This is a genomic window from Streptomyces sp. HM190 (assembly GCF_009857135.1).
Classification (GTDB): Bacteria; Actinomycetota; Actinomycetes; order Streptomycetales; family Streptomycetaceae; genus Streptomyces; species Streptomyces heilongjiangensis.
Genome location: NZ_CP047318.1, coordinates 4,035,273 through 4,054,393, shown reverse-complemented (window position 1 = coordinate 4,054,393; position 19,121 = coordinate 4,035,273). Strand labels below are relative to the sequence as shown.

16 protein-coding genes are annotated in these 19,121 nt (G+C 72.6%); 7 read left to right on the top strand and 9 right to left on the bottom strand.

All coding sequences use genetic code 11. The features are described 5' to 3' along the window. The first annotated feature begins 74 nt into the window (after positions 1-74). On the top strand, positions 75-2,300 hold the full coding sequence (locus GSY65_RS17160) for a HelD family protein (RefSeq protein ID WP_159769432.1): 2,226 nt from the start codon (positions 75-77) through the stop codon (positions 2,298-2,300). A 330-nt stretch (positions 2,301-2,630) separates the two neighbouring features. Here the strand turns inward: GSY65_RS17160 and GSY65_RS17155 are convergent, their stop codons facing one another. The 3 genes from GSY65_RS17155 to GSY65_RS17145 form a co-directional block, all read right to left on the bottom strand. Continuing rightward, positions 2,631-3,491 (bottom strand): nitroreductase/quinone reductase family protein, encoded by an 861-nt coding sequence (locus GSY65_RS17155; RefSeq protein WP_159776080.1) that lies wholly within the window; start codon positions 3,489-3,491, stop codon positions 2,631-2,633. A 471-nt stretch (positions 3,492-3,962) separates the two neighbouring features. Then, on the bottom strand, positions 3,963-5,324 hold the full coding sequence (locus GSY65_RS17150) for an MFS transporter (protein WP_159769429.1): 1,362 nt from the start codon (positions 5,322-5,324) through the stop codon (positions 3,963-3,965). A 384-nt stretch (positions 5,325-5,708) separates the two neighbouring features. Continuing rightward, on the bottom strand, positions 5,709-6,041 hold the full coding sequence (locus GSY65_RS17145; protein ID WP_236579841.1) for a Clp protease N-terminal domain-containing protein: 333 nt from the start codon (positions 6,039-6,041) through the stop codon (positions 5,709-5,711). Positions 6,042-6,093: 52 nt separating this feature from the next. Here GSY65_RS17145 and GSY65_RS17140 point away from each other — a divergent pair, with 52 nt between their 5' ends. The 3 genes from GSY65_RS17140 to GSY65_RS17130 all read left to right on the top strand — a co-directional run bounded on the left by GSY65_RS17140 (position 6,094) and on the right by GSY65_RS17130 (position 8,072). After that, entirely contained in the window at positions 6,094-6,609 is a 516-nt protein-coding gene (locus GSY65_RS17140; protein WP_159769426.1) for a helix-turn-helix domain-containing protein, read from the top strand. A gap of 277 nt (positions 6,610-6,886) precedes the next feature. After that, complete coding sequence (locus GSY65_RS17135; protein ID WP_159769423.1) at positions 6,887-7,501, top strand: hypothetical protein; 615 nt, start codon at positions 6,887-6,889, stop codon at positions 7,499-7,501. 226 nt (positions 7,502-7,727) lie between these two features. Continuing rightward, positions 7,728-8,072, top strand: coding sequence for a DUF2516 family protein (locus tag GSY65_RS17130; RefSeq protein WP_159769420.1), 345 nt, complete (start codon positions 7,728-7,730; stop codon positions 8,070-8,072). Positions 8,073-8,222: 150 nt separating this feature from the next. On the opposite strand, the gene GSY65_RS17125 is transcribed toward GSY65_RS17130, so the two are convergent. From GSY65_RS17125 to GSY65_RS17115, 3 genes are all read right to left on the bottom strand, one after another. Continuing rightward, positions 8,223-9,641, bottom strand: a complete 1,419-nt coding sequence (locus GSY65_RS17125; RefSeq protein WP_159769417.1) for a PP2C family protein-serine/threonine phosphatase — start codon at positions 9,639-9,641, stop codon at positions 8,223-8,225. A gap of 579 nt (positions 9,642-10,220) precedes the next feature. Further along, a complete protein-coding gene (locus tag GSY65_RS17120; RefSeq protein ID WP_159769414.1) occupies positions 10,221-11,342 on the bottom strand; it encodes a C40 family peptidase in 1,122 nt (373 codons plus the stop codon). A 297-nt stretch (positions 11,343-11,639) separates the two neighbouring features. Beyond that, positions 11,640-12,500 (bottom strand): class I SAM-dependent methyltransferase, encoded by an 861-nt coding sequence (locus tag GSY65_RS17115; protein WP_159769411.1) that lies wholly within the window; start codon positions 12,498-12,500, stop codon positions 11,640-11,642. Positions 12,501-12,959: 459 nt separating this feature from the next. Between GSY65_RS17115 and mshA the strand changes: the two genes are divergently transcribed. Both mshA and GSY65_RS17105 read left to right on the top strand, forming a co-directional pair. Further along, positions 12,960-14,300 (top strand): D-inositol-3-phosphate glycosyltransferase, encoded by a 1,341-nt coding sequence (gene mshA / locus GSY65_RS17110; RefSeq protein WP_159769408.1) that lies wholly within the window; start codon positions 12,960-12,962, stop codon positions 14,298-14,300. Positions 14,301-14,361: 61 nt separating this feature from the next. Beyond that, positions 14,362-14,931 carry a YbjN domain-containing protein gene (locus tag GSY65_RS17105; protein ID WP_236579840.1) on the top strand — a complete coding sequence of 190 codons (570 nt, stop codon included), beginning with the start codon at positions 14,362-14,364 and terminating at the stop codon, positions 14,929-14,931. Here GSY65_RS17105 and GSY65_RS17100 read toward each other — a convergent pair. Then, positions 14,922-16,370, bottom strand: coding sequence for an MDR family MFS transporter (locus GSY65_RS17100; RefSeq protein ID WP_236579838.1), 1,449 nt, complete (start codon positions 16,368-16,370; stop codon positions 14,922-14,924). The two genes, GSY65_RS17105 and GSY65_RS17100, sit on opposite strands and share 10 nt — an antisense overlap. Positions 16,371-16,633: 263 nt before the next feature. Here GSY65_RS17100 and GSY65_RS17095 point away from each other — a divergent pair, with 263 nt between their 5' ends. Next, positions 16,634-17,395: a phosphoglyceromutase gene (locus GSY65_RS17095; protein WP_159769405.1), complete on the top strand. Its 762-nt coding sequence runs from the start codon at positions 16,634-16,636 to the stop codon at positions 17,393-17,395. 165 nt (positions 17,396-17,560) lie between these two features. Here the strand turns inward: GSY65_RS17095 and GSY65_RS17090 are convergent, their stop codons facing one another. Further along, positions 17,561-18,430, bottom strand: a complete 870-nt coding sequence (locus tag GSY65_RS17090; RefSeq protein WP_159769402.1) for a GNAT family N-acetyltransferase — start codon at positions 18,428-18,430, stop codon at positions 17,561-17,563. A 307-nt stretch (positions 18,431-18,737) separates the two neighbouring features. Next, positions 18,738-18,899 carry a hypothetical protein gene (locus tag GSY65_RS33310; protein WP_201452570.1) on the bottom strand — a complete coding sequence of 54 codons (162 nt, stop codon included), beginning with the start codon at positions 18,897-18,899 and terminating at the stop codon, positions 18,738-18,740. Positions 18,900-19,121 lie beyond the last annotated feature (222 nt).

Here is a 19,121-nt window from a genome sequence, read left to right as displayed (position 1 = left end):
TACGGGCTCCCGATCGCTACTGATTGCCGGTAATAAATTTAACTCGGTTGCTTTATTTGGGTACGCTCGGCGGAATGACGTCCCCTCGTGCGCCCGAGCACCCCGCCGACCCCTCTCCCAGCCTGCGGCACGCCCTCGCCCGGGAGCGCGCCCATCACGACGCCTGCCGCGCCGCCCTCGCCGCCATGGTGGAGGGGGCGGCGCGCCAGGTGGTGACCGGCGAGGACGTCTCCGCCTCGGGTGCCGACGCGGAGGTCCTCGGCCACCGGCTCCGCAGCCAGGCCAAGGAACTCCGCGAGCTGCCGGAGGGCCCGCTGTTCTTCGGGCGCCTCGACTTCGGGGACGACGGCCGCGGCGGCGAGCACGCCGGGCAGCGCTACCACCTCGGACGGCTGCGGATCACCGAGCACCCGGGATCGCCGCCGCTGGTCGTGGACTGGCGTGCGCCGGTGGCCCGCGCCTTCTACCAGGCGAGCGTCAACGACCCGAGGGGCGTGGCCGTGCGGCGCCGCTTCGGCTGGGCCCCCGGCAGCCGGGGCGACTCGGCCGACCTGACCGGCTTCGAGGACGAACACCTGGGCGGCGAGGCACGCGGCACCGGGGGCGCGGGTGGTGAGGGCGTGGGCACCGGGGGTGCGGGTGATGAGGGTGTGGGCGGTGAGGGCCCGGTGCCCGGCCGTTTCCTCGCCGCCGAGATCGAACGGCCGAGGACCGGGCCCATGCGGGACATCGCCGCCACCATCCAGCCCGAGCAGGACGACCTGGTACGCGCCGGTCTCGCGACCTCCGTCTGTGTGCAGGGCGCCCCCGGCACCGGCAAGACGGCGGTCGGCCTGCACCGGGCCGCGTACCTCCTCTACACCCACCCCCAGCGCATCCGCCGCGGCGGCATGCTGATCCTCGGCCCCAACCGGACCTTCCTGTCGTACATCGCGGAGGTCCTCCCGGCGCTCGGCGAGGTGGGCGTGCGCCAGTCGACCGTCACGGACGAGATCGCCCGGCAGCCGGTCACCGCCGAGGACGACGAGCGCGCCGCCACGCTCAAGCACGATGTCCGGATGGCGAAGGTGCTGCGCCGCGCCCTCCACTCCCGTATCGCCACCGTGCCGCCCGACGCGCTGGTCGTGCCCGACGGCACGTACCGCTGGCGGGTCCCCGGCGACCGGCTCGAACGGATCGTGGCGGACGTACGGCAGGAGGTGCCGGAACCGCCGTACGACACCGGGCGGGAGCGGGTCCGGGCGCGGATCGCGGGGCTGCTGCGGGAGCAGGCGGAGCGGCGGGCCGGTCCGCAGTCGAACGCCTGGGCGTGGCGGGTGTCCCGGTCGCGGCCGGTGGGCGCGTTCCTGGACGCCGTGTGGCCGCGGGTCCGCCCGGAGGAGGTCGTGGCACGGCTGCTGACCGACCCGGGGGCGCTCGCCGCCGCGGCGGACGGGCTGCTCGGCGCGCAGGAGCAACAGGCCCTGCTGTGGCCGAAGCCGCCGCGCTCGTGGCGGTCGGCGCGCTGGTCGGCCGCCGATCTCGTCCTGCTCGACGAGGTGGCGGGACTCCTCGAACACCCCGAGGGGTACGGACACATCGTCGTCGACGAGGCGCAGGACCTCTCGCCGATGGAGTGCCGCGCGATCGGGCGCCGGGCCGCCTTCGGCTCGGTGACGGTCCTCGGCGACCTGGCTCAGGGGACCACGCCCTGGGCGGCCCGCGACTGGCCCCGCCTCCTCGCCCACCTCGGCAAGCCGGACGCGACCGTCGTCCCCCTGACGACCGGCTTCCGGGTGCCGCGGGCCGTGGTCGAGGTGGCCAACCGGCTGGTGGGACGGCTCGGCGTGGACGTGCCGGAGGCCCGCTCCCTGCGGGGGGACGGGGAGGGGCGGACGCGGAAGGTGGGGGAGGCGGGGGCCGCCGGGGACGCCGGGGATGCCGGGGATGCCGGGGACGCCGGGAACACCGGGGACGCCGGGCTGCCGGACGCCGTGGTCGAGGAGACCGTCACCGCCGTGCGGGACGCGCTCGCCCACGAGGGTTCCCTCGGGGTGATCGCCCCCGACGCCGAGACCGTACGGCTGCGGGAGGCGCTAGCCGGCGCCGGCATCGCGGCAGGGGGCGCGGACGACCTGCGGGCGCGGGTCGCGGTGCTGGGCGCGCGGGTGGCGAAGGGCCTGGAGTACGACCATGTCGTGCTCGTCGAGCCGGCCGCGATCGTGGCGGCGGAGCCGAGAGGGCTGCACCGGCTGTACGTCGCGCTCACGCGCGCGGTGTCGCGGCTGGACGTGGTGCATGCGCGGGGGGTGCCGTGGTGAGGGGGGCGGGAGCGGGGGAGGGGCGTGGAGAGGAGGAGCGGCTGACGGGCCCGGTGCCGGATGGTGCCGGGTCGCGGACGGTCGGTGCCGGATGGTGTCGGATGGTCCCGGATGACGCCGGCGTCAGATGGCGCTGGAGTTACGGGTGTTACCGGATGGCCGCGTAGTCATGACCTGGCGCGGACCTCCGCGCCGGGGCGGGTGACTACGGTCGGAGGTGCCGGTGAGCTGCGGAACGCACGAGCCCGTTCTCCCTCCCCCCAGGGGGCTCGTCCGCCGCTCGCCGGCTTGTCCGTGTCCGGGGCGGTCCACTGCCGACCGCCCGCAGGGTCAGCCCGCGGCCGAGGCGGCGTCCAGGACCGGGATCAACTGCTGCTCCTCGTAGTCGAGATGGGCTTCGAGTTCGGCTGTCAGCCGCTCCACTTCGGCGAGTACGGCCCCGGTTCCGGCGTTCTCCGGGGACGTCACGGCCTGGCGCAGTTGCCCGACCAGGTCGGCGATCCGCTCGTGCTCCTCACCGAGGCGGGCGAGGGTCGGGGCCAGCTCCGGATGCCGGTCGGCGAGGAACGGGAACAACATGGTGTCCTCGCCGGTGTGGTGGTTGTGCAGCCCCTGGCAGAGGGCGAGGCAGTTGACGCGGAGCTGCGCGCCGAGGGTGACGGTGCCGTTGCCGGCCAGCAACTCCTTCTTGATGACGGCGAGTTCACGGCGAAAGACGTCGTGGACGACCTTGATGGCCTCGCCCATCGAGCCGGCGTTGATGTTCGGCGGCCCGGCCGCGGGCACCTCCCGGAGGGCGACGACCGGGATCGTGCGGTCGGTCTTCGCCTGGTACTCGGCCCAGCCCGGGTCGGACTCGACGGCCCGGGCGAACGCCCGGTCGCGTTCCTCGCCGTCGAGGACGACGGCATCCGCCTCGTAGGTGAACGCCCCGCTCTCGACGGTCACGCGGGGGTTGGCGAGGACGTTCCGGTACCAGTCGGGGTGCCGGGGCGAACCCCCGGCCGAGGCGATGACGAGGATCGTGCCATCGCCGTCGGGGAGGTACCCGAGGGGGGTGGTGTGCGGGGTGCCCGTACGGGAACCGGTGGTGGTCAGGAGGATCAGGCGGGCGCCTTCGAACATGCCGCCGACCTGGCCGTGGTGGGCGCGGAACTCTTCGATGACCTGCTGGTTGAAGGGGTTGGGCATTCTCGGCTTTCTGTCGATGACGACACCGACGACACCGACGACACCGAGAACGGTCACGAGGCGGACGCGGGGCGACGCGACGCGGCGCGGCGTCGCGGGTGTCGCTGACGTCGCGGTGGCGTGTCGTGGAGTCGAGGGTGTGGTGGTGTGCGGGCAGGTGATGTCACAGGGTGCGCTGTATGCGCTGTATGCGGCGCTGGTGGTGCACGTGGTGCACGCGCTGTGTACGGTGCACGCGGTGTGCTGCGGCGCGGTGTTCGCACGCGCCACGAAAGGCGGCCCCCTGGCCCGCCCCGACCTCACTCAGAGGCCGGGCAACCCGTCCGCTCACGGCCCATGGCCGACCCGGCAGTCATGGGGGCAACGGTAGTGGGCGCGGGCGGACAAGGGCAACGCGTTATTCGGGGACGGGCGCGAGGGGTACGGGCCGGTGGCGTTGCCGGGCACGATGCCGCGAGCCGCCCCGGCTCATTACTTCCGCCCATCCCCCAGGCGTTCCTCCAGACCGTCCCCCAAGTCGTCCCCGAGACCTTCCCCCAGGTCGTCCCCCAAGTCGTCCGCCGCTTCCTCCTTCGGGTCGCCGCCGATGACCCCGCGCCGGTTGCCCCACGCCCACAGCACTGTGGCCACGGCGGCCAGGGCGATGGTCGCGAGGCCGGAGGCGGCGAGGACGGGGCGGGGGCCCAGCGCGGCGGTGAGGGGACCGCCGAGTGCCGTGCCCACGGGGGCGGCGGTGAGGAGGGCGGCGCCTCGGGCGGCCAGGACCGTGGTGAGCCAGGCCGGGGGCGTACGGTCCTGGAAGAGCGTGTAGGACAGGGCGGTGAAGGGGCCGTAGATCACGCCGCCGAGTGCGAAGCAGGCGAGGGTGACGGCGGCCGGGGCGCCCAGCCCGAACGGCACCAGCACGCAGCCCCATCCGGCGACGATCGTCAGCGTGACGGGCCACAGCGGGAGTCTGCTCAGCGTGCCCACGGTGAGGCCGCCCACGACGGCACCCACCCCGAAGAACGTCCAGTACAGCCCGAGCAGACTGGACTCGGCGTGCAGGTCGGCGGTGACGTGCAGCGGGAGCGCGACCTCGACGGGCCCGTAGAGGAAGTTGAAGAACCAGGTCAGAGCGAGGACACCGAGCAGTTCGGGCTGCCTGCGCAACAGGTGCAGTCCGGCGGCCGACTGGCCGGTGTCGACGGGCGCGGCCGTCTCCGCCGTCGTCGCCGCGCCGCCGAGCCGACCGACCTGGAAGGCGAGGACGGCGAACGAGAGGGCGTCGATGCCGATGATCCAGGCCGGGCTCAGGACGGTCGCCAGGAACCCGGCGATCGCGGGACCGATGATGATGGAGGCCGAACTGCTCGAACTGACCAGGGCGTTCGCGGCCAGCCGCTGTTCCGGCGGCAGGATGCGGGCGAGGAGGGAGTACTTGCCGGCGCCGCCCCAGGCGTGCAGCACCGACGAACCGGCGAGCAGGACGACGTACAGGACCGGGTGCAGGACCCCCAGCAGCCAGGCGAGCGGCACGCAGCCGAGGAGTGTGGCGCGGATCCAGCTGTCCGCCGCCAGCAGCCGCTGGGCGGGCAGCCGCCGCAGCCACCGGCCGAAGACCAGCGCGCCCACGGCCCCGGGCAGCGCGTACGCGGCGATCGCGGCGCCGACCAGCAGACCGGACCGGTCGGGCGGCGCGATCTCCACGGCGAGCCACGCCACGGCCACCACGCTCATCCCGTCCCCGAGATCCGAGGCCGCGAGGGCCGGCAGCAGCCGCCGGAACTCGACATGGCCGAACAGGGGTCGGTACGCGTACGGCAGGAGACGGGTAGCCCAGGACGAAGTCACCGGCAAAGCCTCGCCGATCAAGCACAGTTGAGGTCAAGCCTTTACACGTATGTGCCGCACGCGGTCGGCCGACGGCGCGATCACCCCCACACGTGAGGCACCTGGACGTGGCTTGTACCCCGGAACGAGCCGGGTAACTGCTCAGCCGTGACGTGCCCGGTCTTCGCGGAGTGCCCGGCGGAGCGCCTCCGACGGATACGGCGTCTGTCTGTTCTCGTCCTGGACCTTGACGTCGAAGTCCGTCACCACCGCGAAGTCCGTCATCACCGCGGCGAGCGGTGCAAGGCGCGAGAGGATCGCCCTGGCCCCCTGCGGCCCGTCCGGCGGTGGGCAGGAGGCGTGCTCTCGCCGGGGCGGACAGTGGTCGCCGTGGTGGTGGCGGGCTCAGGCGTCGGCAGGTGCGGCGTCGAGGGCAGTCGGGTCGAAACCGGCTTCGGCCAGGACGTCGGCAGCGACTCCGCTGCCGACCTGGGCAAGCCCGATCAACAGGTCGTCGCAGTCGATGCGCTCGGAGCCGCTCTGCTCGGATCGCGCCTCCGCGATGGCGATGGCCTTGCGGGAGTAGGGCGTCCAGGCGATGCGCTCGGCTGCCTGGGAGGCGCCCATGTTCAGCCTGGTGCCGACGGACCGGTGGACCGTATCCGGCGCTACCCCGGCGGCTTGCAGGAGCCCGACGGCCGACGGCCGACGGCCGACGGTCGACGTGGCGTGGCACACTTTTGCAAGCGGGTGCTTGCAATAGTTAGCGAGGGTGGGGCATGGTGGAGGCATGGCAACGCTCAACGTCGGCAATCTCGGTGAGTACCTGCGTGAACAGCGGCGGAACGCGCAGCTGTCGCTCAGGCAGCTCGCCGACGCCGCGGGGGTGTCCAATCCGTATCTGAGCCAGATCGAGCGCGGGCTGCGCAAGCCGAGCGCGGAGGTGCTCCAGCAGGTCGCCAAGGCGCTGCGGATCTCCGCCGAGACGCTGTACGTGCGGGCCGGGATCCTCGACGCCGAGCGGGACCTGGACGAGGTGGAGACGCGCGCCGTCATACTCGCCGATCCCACGCTGAACGAGCGGCAGAAGCAGGTGCTGCTCCAGATCTACGAGTCCTTCCGCAAGGAGAACGGGTTCGAGGTCCTCATAGGTGACGGCGAGGACGGAGCCCCGGGCACCGTCCGGGACGCGGACCGTGCCGAGGCGGAGGCCGACGACGGCGACGCCGCCGGTGCGGCGGCCCACCCCGGTTCTCCCCCGCCCGGCGGCGGTGGCGGTGCCGGACCCCGCCTGACGGCGAGATGACGGAGCCCGGCCCCGTCCGACCGAACCCCCGCACGACCGCTCGACCGCACCACCCCGTACGCGCGGACACCCGCACCGACGCGGATCCGCACCAGCACAGACCGGAGATCCGGCTCCGTCGATGACGTCGATGACATCGATTGCCTCGATCACGTCGATTACGCCGAGCACGTCTGACGCGTTGACCGACTCGGACGCGGAAGCCGTGGACGACGTCGACCGCGGGCCGGACCCACACAAACCCTCAGCTGAACGCCAGACCCGGAGGACCATCACCATGGCCATCACCGACGACATCCGCAAGGCCGTCACCGACCCGACGCCGTTCTACTTCGCCGCCGGCACCGCCGACCTCGCCCTCCAGCAGGCCAAGAAGGTGCCCGGCCTCGTCGAGCAGTTGCGCGCCGAGGCGCCGGCCAAGATCGACGCCGTGCGCAACACCGACCCGAAGTCGGTCCAGGAGAAGGCGACCGCCCGGGTCAAGGAGACGCAGGAGACCCTCCAGACCAAGGTCACCGAGCTGATCGGCACCCTGGACACCGACCTCAAGAAGCTCGGCGAGAGCGCCCAGGACCTGGCGCTGCGCAGCGTCGGCGTCGCCGCCGAGTACGCCGTGAAGGCCCGCGAGACCTACGAGCGCGTCGCCGAGCACGGCGAGCAGGCCGTGCGCACCTGGCGCGGCGAGGCCGCGGAGGAGATCGAGGAGCTCGCGATCGCCGTCGAGCCGAACACCGCGCCCAAGACCGAGCCGGTCGCGGTCAAGGACGAGCCGGCCAAGCCCGCCGAGGCCAAGGTCGCGCCCGCCCCGGCCGCCGCCAAGCAGCCGGTCGCGAAGAAGGTTCCGGCCCGCAAGACGACGACCGCGAAGAAGCCCACGTCGCCCGCCAAGTAGGCGGCACGCGCCCACCGGACGGACGCGAAAGCCACGGCGCCCGCCGGTGAGCGTCGCGGCGCCCGCCGGAGGTCGGTGCGGCGCCGGAGGACACGGTACGGGGACGGGCCGGGCACCTTTGGGGTGTCCGGCCCGTTCTACGGGTACGGTGGCCCCGTAGGAGTGTTCGCAAAGACCGTGACCGTGAGAACCGCGACAGCGAAGAGAACGGGTGGTGGTGGGCAGCATGCTGATGAACGGCTTCGCTGGGTTCATGGGACTGCTGCAGCTCGCAGTGATCGCCCTCGCCGCGTTCGCGCTGGTCGACGCCGTTTTCCGGCGTGAGGACGCGTTCCGGGCGACCGACAAGCAGACCAAGGTGTTCTGGCTGATCATCCTCGGGATCGCGCTCGTCGTGAGCCTGCTGTTCCCGCTGCTGTCGTTCCTGCCGATCATCGGCCTCATCGCCAGCATCGTCTACATCGTCGACGTGCGCCCCGCCGTGCGCCAGATCTCCGGCGGCGGTGGCCGGGGCGGCAGCCGCGGCTCCAGCAGCGACGGACCGTACGGGCCGTACAACGGCGGTCGCTGACCGACCTCACCCCGCCGTACGGGCCCGATCGTGGACGGGTCGTACGGGCTGACCTAGTGCCGGGCGCGTCGCGAGCCGGTGAACCTTTCCGGGCACGGCACCTGGCCGCAGGCGGCCCGGGTCGCGCGGGCCGGACCAGTGCAGGGGGGGTCAGCCCTCGCGGTCCAGCAGCAGTACGGCCACGTCGTCGGTCAGCTCGCCGCCGTTGAGGTCGCGCACCTCGTTCACCGCGGCGCGCAGCAGCTCCTCGCCGCGCAGCCCCTGCGCGAGCTGGCGGCGGACCATCGCCACCATGCCGTCCTGGCCGAGGCGCTCCTTGCCCTCGCCGATCCGGCCCTCTATCAGCCCGTCCGTGTAGAGCATCAGGCTCCAGGCGGCGCCCAGCTCGATCTGCGTGCGCGGCCAGCGCGCGTTCGGCAGCAGGCCGAGGGCGGGGCCGTTGTTGTCGTACGGCAGAAGCTCGGCCGACGGCACGGCGCCGTCCCGCCCGTGGCGGGCGATCAGCGGCGACGGGTGGCCGGCCAGGCACAGGCCCGCGCGGCGCCCGTCGGGCGCGATGTCGACCGTGCAGAGCGTCGCGAAGATCTCGTCGTTCTCCCGCTCGTGCTCCAGGACGCGCTGGAGCGTCGAGAGCAGCTCGTCGCCGCACAGCCCCGCGAAGGTCAGCGCCCGCCAGGCGATGCGCAGCTCCACGCCGAGCGCCGCCTCGTCCGGGCCGTGCCCGCAGACGTCGCCGATCATGACGTGGACCGTGCCGTCGGGGGTGCGGACGGTGTCGTAGAAGTCGCCGCCGAGCAGCGCCCGGGAACGGCCCGGCCGGTAGCGCGCCGCGAACCGCAGCGACGAGCCCTCCAGCAACGGCGTCGGCAGCAGGCCCCGCTCCAGGCGCGCGTTCTCCTGGGCGCGCAGCCGGGACTCCGTGAGCCGGCGCTCGGCCGTGTCCGACCGCTTGCGCTCCACCGCGTAGCGGATCGCCCGGCTCAGCAGCCGGCCGTCCAGCTCGTCGCGGAAGAGATAGTCCTGCGCGCCCACCCGCACGGCCTCCGCGCCGCGCTCTGCGTCACCGGAGTCGGTGAGGGCGAGGACGGCGTGGCGGGGGGCCAGCTCCAGGACGTGCTTGAGGACGGAGAGTTCGTCGATGTCGGTGACGGTCTCCGTGGCGGTGCCGCCGCCGGCGGCGGCCGGGGCGTCGGCGACGCGGCCCGGGGCCGGCAGCGCCAGGTCCAGGAGGATGCAGTTGACGTCGTCGGTCAGCAGCCGCTGGGCCTCGGTGAGGTTGCGCGCGGTGCGGACACGGATCGGCTTGCCCGCGGAGTCGAGCAGTTCGGGCACGTTGAGCGAACCGGCCGGGTCGTCCTCGATCAGCAGCACCGTGAGGTTGGTGGTGCCGGTAGGGGCGACCACGCCGGTGGTCGGACCGGCCGGGTGTGTGGACTTGTCGGCAGGGGCCAGGGCCGAGGCGTTCAGGGCCGCCCCCTCTCCGGACGGGCCGCTGGGTGCGGACACGGCGTGCGCCTGACCACTCTCCACGGCCGGGATGGCTCTCTGCCGCGGTACGGGTACGGGCATCGTCTTGGGTTCCTTCCCTCCCCCCGAGGGCACGGGCGGGGCGAGGGACCTCGACCCACCGACGGGGACCTTAGCGCCAGGCGCCGCCGCAACGGAATGCTTGGCGGGGCGCCGTAAGGCAATCGGCCAGCGTCATATGCCGCATCCTGTAGCGCATTTGGACATGACAGGGCTTTCCCCAGGGATGACGAATGTCACGCGACGGGGGTTGAGCCGGTGGCCGAAGGTGGTGGGAGTCACGTGGGGTGGGTCACCTGGCCGGGGTGCGGCATACGGGTCGTCAGATTTCGGTGCATTGCGGGCGTGGTGGGGTGGGGTCGAGGGGCGACCGGGGGGCGGATCCAGCACCGAGCGGGAGCGCGGCGGACGGAACGCGGGCGGGTCAGGGGGTGGGTCACGGCCGCCGGCGCGGGACCGGGCGGCGCATCCGGCCCAGGGTCGCCTGTCGGTGTGGGTGCCCACCGGTGGCGGCGCCGCCCGCCGCGCGCGTCGTCGGCCACTGGTGTCGCCGCCGGTCGCGGCGCCCGCCGGTCACGCGTCGGGGCGTGCGACTCCGCGGATCGGCATGGCGCCCGCCGGTCACGCGTCGGGGCGTACGACTCCCAGGATCGGCATGGAGCCCGCTCCCGCGATCGTCACCGTCCGTCCCGGGCGCGGGGCGTGGACGATCGCGCCGTCGCCTATGTACATCGCGACATGGCTCGCGTCGGCGTTGTAGATGATCAGGTCGCCGGGGCGCATGTTCTCGACGGGGATGCGCGTGAGCTGCCGCCACTGCTCCTGCGAGGTGCGGGGGATGCCCCGGCCCGCCGCGATCCACGCCTGACTGGTGAGGCCGGAGCAGTCGTACGTCCGCGGGCCCTCGGCGCCCCATTCGTACGGTTTGCCGATCTGGTCCGTCGCGAACTTCACGGCCTTCTTGCCCTGCTCGGAGGCCTTGCCGTCGATCTCGTCGAGGATGCCGGAGTCCAGCCAGGCGGCCTGTGACTGCCGTGCGGCGTCCTCCTCCAGCTCGGCCAGCCGCTCCCGCTCGTCGTCCTCCAGCTCGGACTCGAGCTTCTCGGCGGCGGCGATCTGCTTCTTGATCTTCTTCTTGGCCTTCTCCTTGGCCTTGCGGTTCGCCTCGAGCTTCTCCCAGCGCGCCGATGCGTCCTTGGAGTACTGCTCCAGGTCGTCCTGCGTGCGCTTCATCTCGGCGAGCAGGCCCTTGGTCGCCAACTGCCCCTGGCGCAGCCGGTCCGCGCCCTCCAGGAACTCCTGGGGGTTCTCGCTCAGCCACAGCTGCACCTCGGGCGGCAGGCTGCCGCCCCGGTACTGGGCGCGGGCCGCGGCACCGATCAGGTCCTGCAACTTGTCCAGCTTCTCCTGGCCCTTGACGATCTCGTTCGCCAGGTCGACGATCTCGGCGGACTGCTTGTCCGCCTTCTCCTCCGCCGCGTTGTACGCGCCCGTGGCCACCGCCGCGTCGTGGTAGAGACCCTCCAGCTTCGCGCGTACGGCTTCCAACTCCTCGTTGGTGACCGGCGCGGAGCCCGCGTCAGGGGTGCCCGTGCCCGAAGGGGAAGGGGCCGGTGTCGTGGTGGGGGTCGGGTCGGTCGGCTGCTTCTGGCTCGCGTACGCGGTGACCGGTGCGCCCAGCACGGTCAACGCGCAGACCACGGCCACGGCCGACATGGTCAGGCTCCGCTTGCCGGCTCCCATAGCCCTTGCCCCCAAACCCGTCTCGGCGCCGACGACATGCGCCAGGAGAATTGATTAACCGTCAGTAACTTCTGGCGCCTGGGTGATCGTGCCATGGAGTCGCGCCATGCGACAGAGGCGGGCAGGAACTCCCTTCCCCCTGCTCCCTCCCGCATGACCGCGCCCCGACCTGTGTGACGAACGACTCACCGCGTTCGTTCCCTCCCGTCACGAGACGGCTGCGGCGTGTCACCGGGTCGGGATGGTTCAGGTGGGGTGTGGGCCAGGTGGGGCGTGAGTCAGGTGGCGGGGTGTGGCTCAGGTCCGTGGGGCCAACGCCTCCCACGCCACGGTCACTTCGCCCTGGCGCCAGCGAGTGACGCCGTCCCGCACCGGCCAGTCCGCACGCAGATCGCGGATCGTGCGGATCCAGCGCTGGCGGGCACCGTACGAGGCGTACGGCGCGGCGGCGGCCCAGGCGCGGTCGAAGTCGCGGAGGAAGGCGTGGACGGGTTCGCCCGGCACGTTGCGGTGGATCAGCGCCTTGGGGAGGCGCTCGGCGAGGTCCGAGGGGCGCTCCAGCGAGCCCAGCCGGGTCGCGAACGTGACCGTGCGGGGGCCCTCCGGGCCGAGGGCGACCCAGACGTGCCGACGGCCGATCTCGTCGCAGGTGCCCTCGACGAGCAGCCCGCCCGTGGAGGCTGACAGCCCGCCCGTGGAGGCCGATGGGCCGCCCGTGGAGCCCGGTAGGCCACCGGGTGGCGGCGGGGTGCCCGGCGCGAGGCGGGCGCACAGCCGCTCCCACACGGCGGCGACCTCCTCCTCGTCGTACTGCCGCAGGACGTTCGCCGCCCGGATGAGGGTCGGGCGGCCCGGTACGGGCACCTCGAAGCCGCCGTGCCGGAAGGTCAGTCCGTCGCACGCGTACGGTTGCGCCGCCGCCACCCTGGCCGGGTCGATCTCGACGCCGACGACCTCGGTACGGGGCGCTGCCGCGCGCAGGCGCCGCAGCAGCTCCAGCGCGGTCCAGGGGGCGGCGCCGTAGCCGAGGTCCACGGCGAGGGGGGTGGCGGCGCGGCGGAGTTCGGCGCCATGGGTCGCCGCGATCCAGCGGTCCATGCGGCGCAGACGGTTGGGGTTGGTGGTGCCGCGGGTCACCGTGCCGACGGGTCGTGCCATGGGTTGAGCGTATGGGGGGCGGGGCGGGCCATGGGGCTCCACCCCTGGCACCCCTGGCACCCCTGGCCGTGGCAGCCCCGGTCCCGGCCCCCCGGTTCCGGTCCCCCGGTTCCGGTCCCGGTCCTGGCCCCGGTCCCGGTCCTGGCCCCGGTCCCGGTCCTGGCCCCGGTCCCGGTCCTGGCCCCGGTTCCGGTTCCGGTCCCGGTCTCGGTTCCGGTCCTGGGGCACGCCCGGCCCGGCTGCCTGCCCGCCCCCTGTCTGTCGGTCCCTCCGCCTGCCCGCCGGACAGCCGGGGCCGCGCGAACCCCGTACCCGTACTCCGCCCACGGTCGAACGGTTGAGCGAGGGTCGGTAATTCTTTTGCAAAGAGGAAATGGAACCGCCAGGTCCGGTGTTCCACCTGCGGAGAGGGTCCGCACACCCTCCGAACGGCATGCCCGCAGCGAGGAGGAACGCCACGTGAGCCACTACGTCAGCAGGCTCGGGCGACGCTCTCCGACTGCCGCTTCACGGTTGAGGCTGCACAGGAAACCCCGCCGCGTGGCGATGCTGTCCGTGCACACCTCGCCGCTCCACCAGCCGGGCACGGGCGACGCCGGCGGCATGAACGTCTACATCGTGGAGCTGGCGCAGCGCCTCGCCGCGCTCAACATCGAGGTGGAGATCTTCACGCGGGCCACGACGGCCGCCCTCCGGCCGAAGGTCGAGCTGGCGCCCGGCGTCCTCGTCCGGCACGTCGACGCGGGCCCGTACGAGGGCCTGGCGAAGGAGGACCTGCCCGCCCAGCTGTGTGCCTTCACGCACGGGGTGATGCAGGCGTGGGCCGGGCACCGCCCCGGCTACTACGACCTCGTCCACTCGCACTACTGGCTCTCCGGCCACGTCGGCTGGCTCGCCGCCGAACGGTGGGGCGTCCCCCTGGTGCACGCCATGCACACCATGGCCAAGGTCAAGAACGCCGCGCTCGCCGCAGGCGACACCCCCGAGCCCGCCGCCCGCGTCATCGGCGAGACCCAGGTCGTACGCGCCGCCGACCGCCTCATAGCCAACACCGCTGAGGAGGCCGACGACCTCGTCCGCCACTACGACGCCGACCCCGCCAAGGTGGCCGTCGTGCACCCCGGGGTGAACCTCGACCGCTTCCGCCCCGCCGACGGCCGCGCCGCGGCCCGCGCCCGGCTCGGCCTCCCGCAGGACGCGCTGATCCCCCTCTTCGCCGGCCGTATCCAGCCCCTCAAGGCGCCCGACGTGCTGCTGCGCGCCGTGGCCGTCCTGCTGGGCGAGCGGCCCGAACTGCGCTCGAAGATCGTCGTGCCGGTCGTCGGCGGACCGAGCGGCAGCGGGCTCGCCAAGCCGGAAGGGCTGCAGAAGCTGGCCGCGCGCCTCGGCATCGCCGACGTCGTGCGCTTCAGGCCGCCGGTCGGCCAGGAACAGCTCGCGGACTGGTTCCGGGCGGCGTCCGTGCTGGTCATGCCGTCGTACAGCGAGTCCTTCGGGCTCGTCGCCATCGAGGCGCAGGCGGCCGGTACGCCGGTGCTGGCGGCCGCGGTCGGCGGCCTCCCGGTCGCGGTGCGCGACGGACACACCGGCTTCCTCGTCCAGGGGCACGACCCGGCGGCGTACGCGCGCGTGCTGCGCGATTTCGCCGACACCCCCGACCTCTCCGCCCGCATGGGCGAGGCCGCCGCCCGCCACGCCGAGTCCTTCGGCTGGGACACGGCCGCGCAGGCCACGGCCGACGTGTACACGGCGGCGACCCATGACCACCGGCGGCAGGGACCACGGGCCCACCACGGGTAGCACCTCGCCCCGGGAGATGCCGCACCGCACCCCGCCCCCTACTGGCGGGTACGCTCGCCCCATGGCTGACGCAGCGGCGATCATCGAGCAGGTCCTCACCGAGGCCGAGCTGGAGTGGGAGAGTCCGGGCACCGGCAACTACGTCGTGAAACTCCCCGGGACGCGCAAGCTCTCCACCACGGTCTCGCTGCTCGTCGGCAGGCACTCCCTCTCCCTGAACGCCTTCGTGATCCGCCACCCCGACGAGAACGAGGCCGGCGTCCACCGCTGGCTCCTGGAGCGCAACCTCAAGCTGTACGGGGTGAGTTACGCCGTCGACCAGCTCGGCGACGTGTACGTCACCGCCAGGCTGCCGCTCGCCGCCATCACCCCCGAGAGCATCGACGGCCTCCTCGGCCAGGTCCTGGAAGCGGCGGACGGCGCCTTCAACACCCTCCTGGAACTGGGTTTCGCCTCCGCGATCCGCAAGGAGTACGCGTGGCGGGTGTCGCGCGGGGAGTCCACCCGCAACCTGGACGCGTTCGGTCATCTGACGCGGGACGCGGAGGTGCGGGGGGCAGATGAAGCCGACGGGAGCGAGGGAGCCGACGGGGCCGAGGAAGTCGACAAGGACGCCGACCGTCAGAGCTGATCTCCGGAGGCGGTGACCTGGGAGGCGACGGAGGTGGCTGAGTCGGCGGAGACCACCGAAGCCCCGTTCGCCGCGGCTGCCGTAGCTCCAGTGACTGCCGTAGTTCCCGTCACTGCCGTCGCCTTCGTCGTTGCTGTGGCTGCTGTAGTTGCTGTCACCGTCGCCGCTGCTGTCACGGTCGCCACTGCTGTCACAGCCTGCTCGTCGGGCCGCTCCTCCACCGCCGTGCCCACGCCCTCCTCCGGCATCCGCCGCATGAGCAGCCAGTACCCGGCACCCGCCACGGTCCCCACCACCGCGCACAGCCCCCACAGCCACTCCGCGCCCCACCGGTCGATGACGACACCGGACATCACCGGCGCGACGAGGGCGGCGACGGACCAGGACATGGTGTACATGCCCTGGTAGCGGCCCCGGCCGTGGACGGGGGAGAGCCGGACGACGAGGCTCGTCTGCGTGGGGGCGTTGACTATCTCGGCGAGGGTCCACACGCAGACGGTGAGGGCGAAAGCGCCGATCGAGCCGGCGAAGGCGGTGAGGCCGAAGCCGTACCCCGCGAGCACGGACGAGATGACGAGGAGCCGCCCGGCGTCGCGGTGCTCGATGAAACGCGTGACCGGGATCTGGAGCGCGACGATCAGCACGCCGTTGACGGCGATCGCGAGGCCGTAGTCGGCGGGGGTGAAGCCCGCCGCGCCCATGGCGACGGGCAGCCCGACCGCGCCCTGCTGGAAGATCACGGCGACGAGGAAGGACAGCCCGACGACGCTCATGAACCGCCGGTCGCGCAGCACGGTCCCCAGGCCGACCTCGTCGGCGGCGGCCTTCTCCGCGGTCGTACGTTCCGGCCGGGACTCCGGCAGCTTGAGGAAGACGACGATCGCGCAGACGAGGGTCATGCCCGCCTCGATGAGGAAACCGGCGAGATAGCTGACTTCGGCGATGAAGCCGGCGGCCATGGAGGAGACGGCGAAGCCCAGGTTGATGGCCCAGTAGTTCAAGGAGAACGCGCGGACGCGGTCCTCGGGGCGCACGATGTCCGCCATCATCGCCTGCACCGCCGGACGGGAGGCGTTGCTGGTCGCGCCGACGAGGAAGGCGACGGCGGCGATGGCGACGGGGTGCTGCACGAAGCCGAGGAGAGCGACGGAGAAGGCCGTGGAGGACTGGGCGATCAGCAGCGTGGGCCGCCGCCCGAGCCGGTCCGCCATGACGCCGGCACCGAGGGAGGAGACCACGCCGCCGAGCCCGTGGAGGGAGGCCACGAGACCGGCGTACGAGGCGGAGTAGCCGCGGTCGAGCGTGAGGTAGAGCGCCATGAAGGTGGCGACGAACGCGCCGAGCCGGTTGACGAGGGTGCTGGTCCACAGCCACCAGAACTCGCGGGGCAGCCCCGAGACGGACTCCCGGACAGCGCGTCTGGCAGCGGCGAGTGGCATGACGGTCCCCCATGACGTAAGCGGCTGAAGCGGCGAACACAACTTACGAACGCGGAGGAGCCCCCGACCACCCAATTAACAGACACCGTCAACCGACGGGGTCGCGGACCCCGACGGCGGCGCCGGCGATGCCGTCCACCGGAACCGTCCGCGGGGCTGCCCGCCGTGACCTCCGCACGCCCCTCCGCGGGGCTGCCCGCCGGAACTGTCCGCCTGTCGGCCATATGGGCGACGTCTGTCGGCCGTCGATTACGCTCGGGGCCATGGCCGACGCACCGTACAAGCTGATCCTCCTCCGCCACGGCGAGAGTGAGTGGAACGAGAAGAACCTGTTCACCGGCTGGGTGGACGTCAACCTCACGGCGAAGGGCGAGAAGGAGGCGACGCGCGGCGGCGAGCTGCTGAAGGACGCCGGCCTGCTGCCCGACGTGCTGCACACCTCCCTCCAGAAGCGCGCGATCCGCACCGCCCAGCTGGCCCTCGAGGCCGCGGACCGCCACTGGATCCCCGTCCACCGTTCCTGGCGCCTCAACGAGCGCCACTACGGCGCCCTCCAGGGCAAGGACAAGGCACAGACGCTCGCCGAGTTCGGCGAGGACCAGTTCATGCTGTGGCGCCGCTCGTACGACACTCCGCCGCCCCCGCTGGAGGACGGCACGGAGTACTCCCAGTCGGGCGACGCCCGCTACGCGTCGATCCCGCCGGAGCTGCGCCCCCGCACGGAGTGCCTGAAGGACGTCGTCGTCCGCATGCTCCCGTACTGGTACGACGGCATCGTCCCGGACCTCCTCGCTGGCCGCACGGTCCTCGTCGCCGCCCACGGCAACAGCCTCCGCGCCCTCGTCAAGCACCTCGACGGCATCTCCGACGCCGACATCGCGGGCCTGAACATCCCCACGGGCATCCCTCTCTACTACGAACTGGACGCCTCCTTCACCCCGGTGACCCCCGGCGGCACGTACCTCGACCCCGAGGCGGCCGCGGCAGCGATCGAAGCGGTCAAGAACCAGGGCAAGAAGAAGTAGTTCGGCTGATCATGCCCCCGGCCTGCGTGAATGGCGCAGGGCGGGGGCATGTTCGCGGTCTGGGCCCGCCGTGGTCCCCAAGTGCAGGCCGACCTGCACGATTCCGATCCAAGCCCACACCGTGAGGGCTCGGGAGTCCCAGCTCGGGTACGGGAACTCCCTGTTCTACCGGGTGCCGTACGTGAAGTCGTGTACCGCGATGTCGGTCAGGCGGACGTAGCCGAGGCGTTGGTAGAGGGAGTTGCTCGTGGGATTGGCCGCGTTGGTGTAGAGGACCACGTCCGTGGCGCCCGCGTTCAGGGCAGCTCGGCTCACTTCCGTCGTCACCGCTGCCGCGTAGCCGCTGCCGCGCAGGTGGGCCGGGGTGTAGACCGGGTCCACCCGGGCCATGCCGGCGACCATCGGGTTCACGCCCGCCATGGAGACGGCGGTGCCGTCCGGGGTCTCCCAGTACGTGTAGTTCTTCTCGGCGAAGCGGGTGTTCGCCCACGACGCCGCGTCGATCGTGACGTCCTCCTCGACGTCCGCCGCGAACTCACGGCACCACTGCATCAGGTGGTCCTGGTCCCCCTCGCCCACGCGTCGGCCCCTGCCCTCCGGGTGGGGGTCCGGCGGGGTGAGCGTGCCCAGGCGGTACAGGTGTAGCCGAACCCGCGGGGCCGACGTCGCTCCCGTGTGGCGGTGCCACGCCTCCGTGAACGCCGCGACCGTGTCCTCGTCAGCCGTGATGGAGGGCAAGTCCCAGCCCAGTGCCACCAGGCGGGCCGCGAGGGTGTCCGCCTGCTCCGGGGTGAGCGAGGTGACGTTCATGCCCCGGGACGGGAAGCGGAAGAACGTGGCCTCGACCTCGCCCCCTCGCTCCAGCAGGCCGAACGCAGGGAACCTGCCCTCGTACGCGGCCGCCCCGAGCGTGCGGAGCTTCTCCGTCACCGAGAGCTGTGTGGTGTGCAGGGCGGGGCGCGAGCACAGGAACTCCCCGGCGCGCACGAGGAATTCGTCGACGTCTTCAGTGAACTGCCAGTCATCCGGACGCATGCCTCATGATCCCGGACGGTCCCGGCTGCCTGGAAGGCGGATGCGTGGAGATCGGCCGACGATGTCATCCGCGGCTTCGGCCGCGACAGATGGCCCGTCAGCGGCGCCGCGAGCCGGGAGGGCTGGCGGGAAGAGGAGAAGGGGCCCGTCCCTCGGGCAGGCCCCTCGTCCTCACACCGCACTCGTGCCTGTGCGACCACTCCTCACCCGTGCCCGCGACCACTCCTCACCCGTGCCCGCGACCACTCCTCACCCGTGCCCGCGCCACCGTGTACCGCTCAGCCGCGTCGGCGCGACCGACTGCCGCTCAGCCGCACTGGCACGGGTTGCCGGACTGGCATCCGCACGCGCAGCCGGATCCGCAGCCGCAGGCGCCGAACAGGGGCAGGGCCTTGATGTCGGCTGGCTGCTGGGTGTCCCGTGGCTGTGTCGGGTCGGGCGTGCTGGGGCTGGCGGGGGATTCGGCCATGGTCCCTCCTCGAAGGCTGGTGCCTGTGCCCATTGGATGCCCCATTGCATGCCGGTTCAGCCGGGCGCATCAACGGCGCACGGAGGCGTCCGTACGCCAGGCGGAGGCGCCGCGCGCCCAGCCGCGGTCAGGCCCGCACGCCCCTCCTACCAGGCGCGTACGCCCTCAGGAGCACCCACGCGCCGCGCCCACGAAAGCACCGGGCGCCCCCGCCCCTGCCAC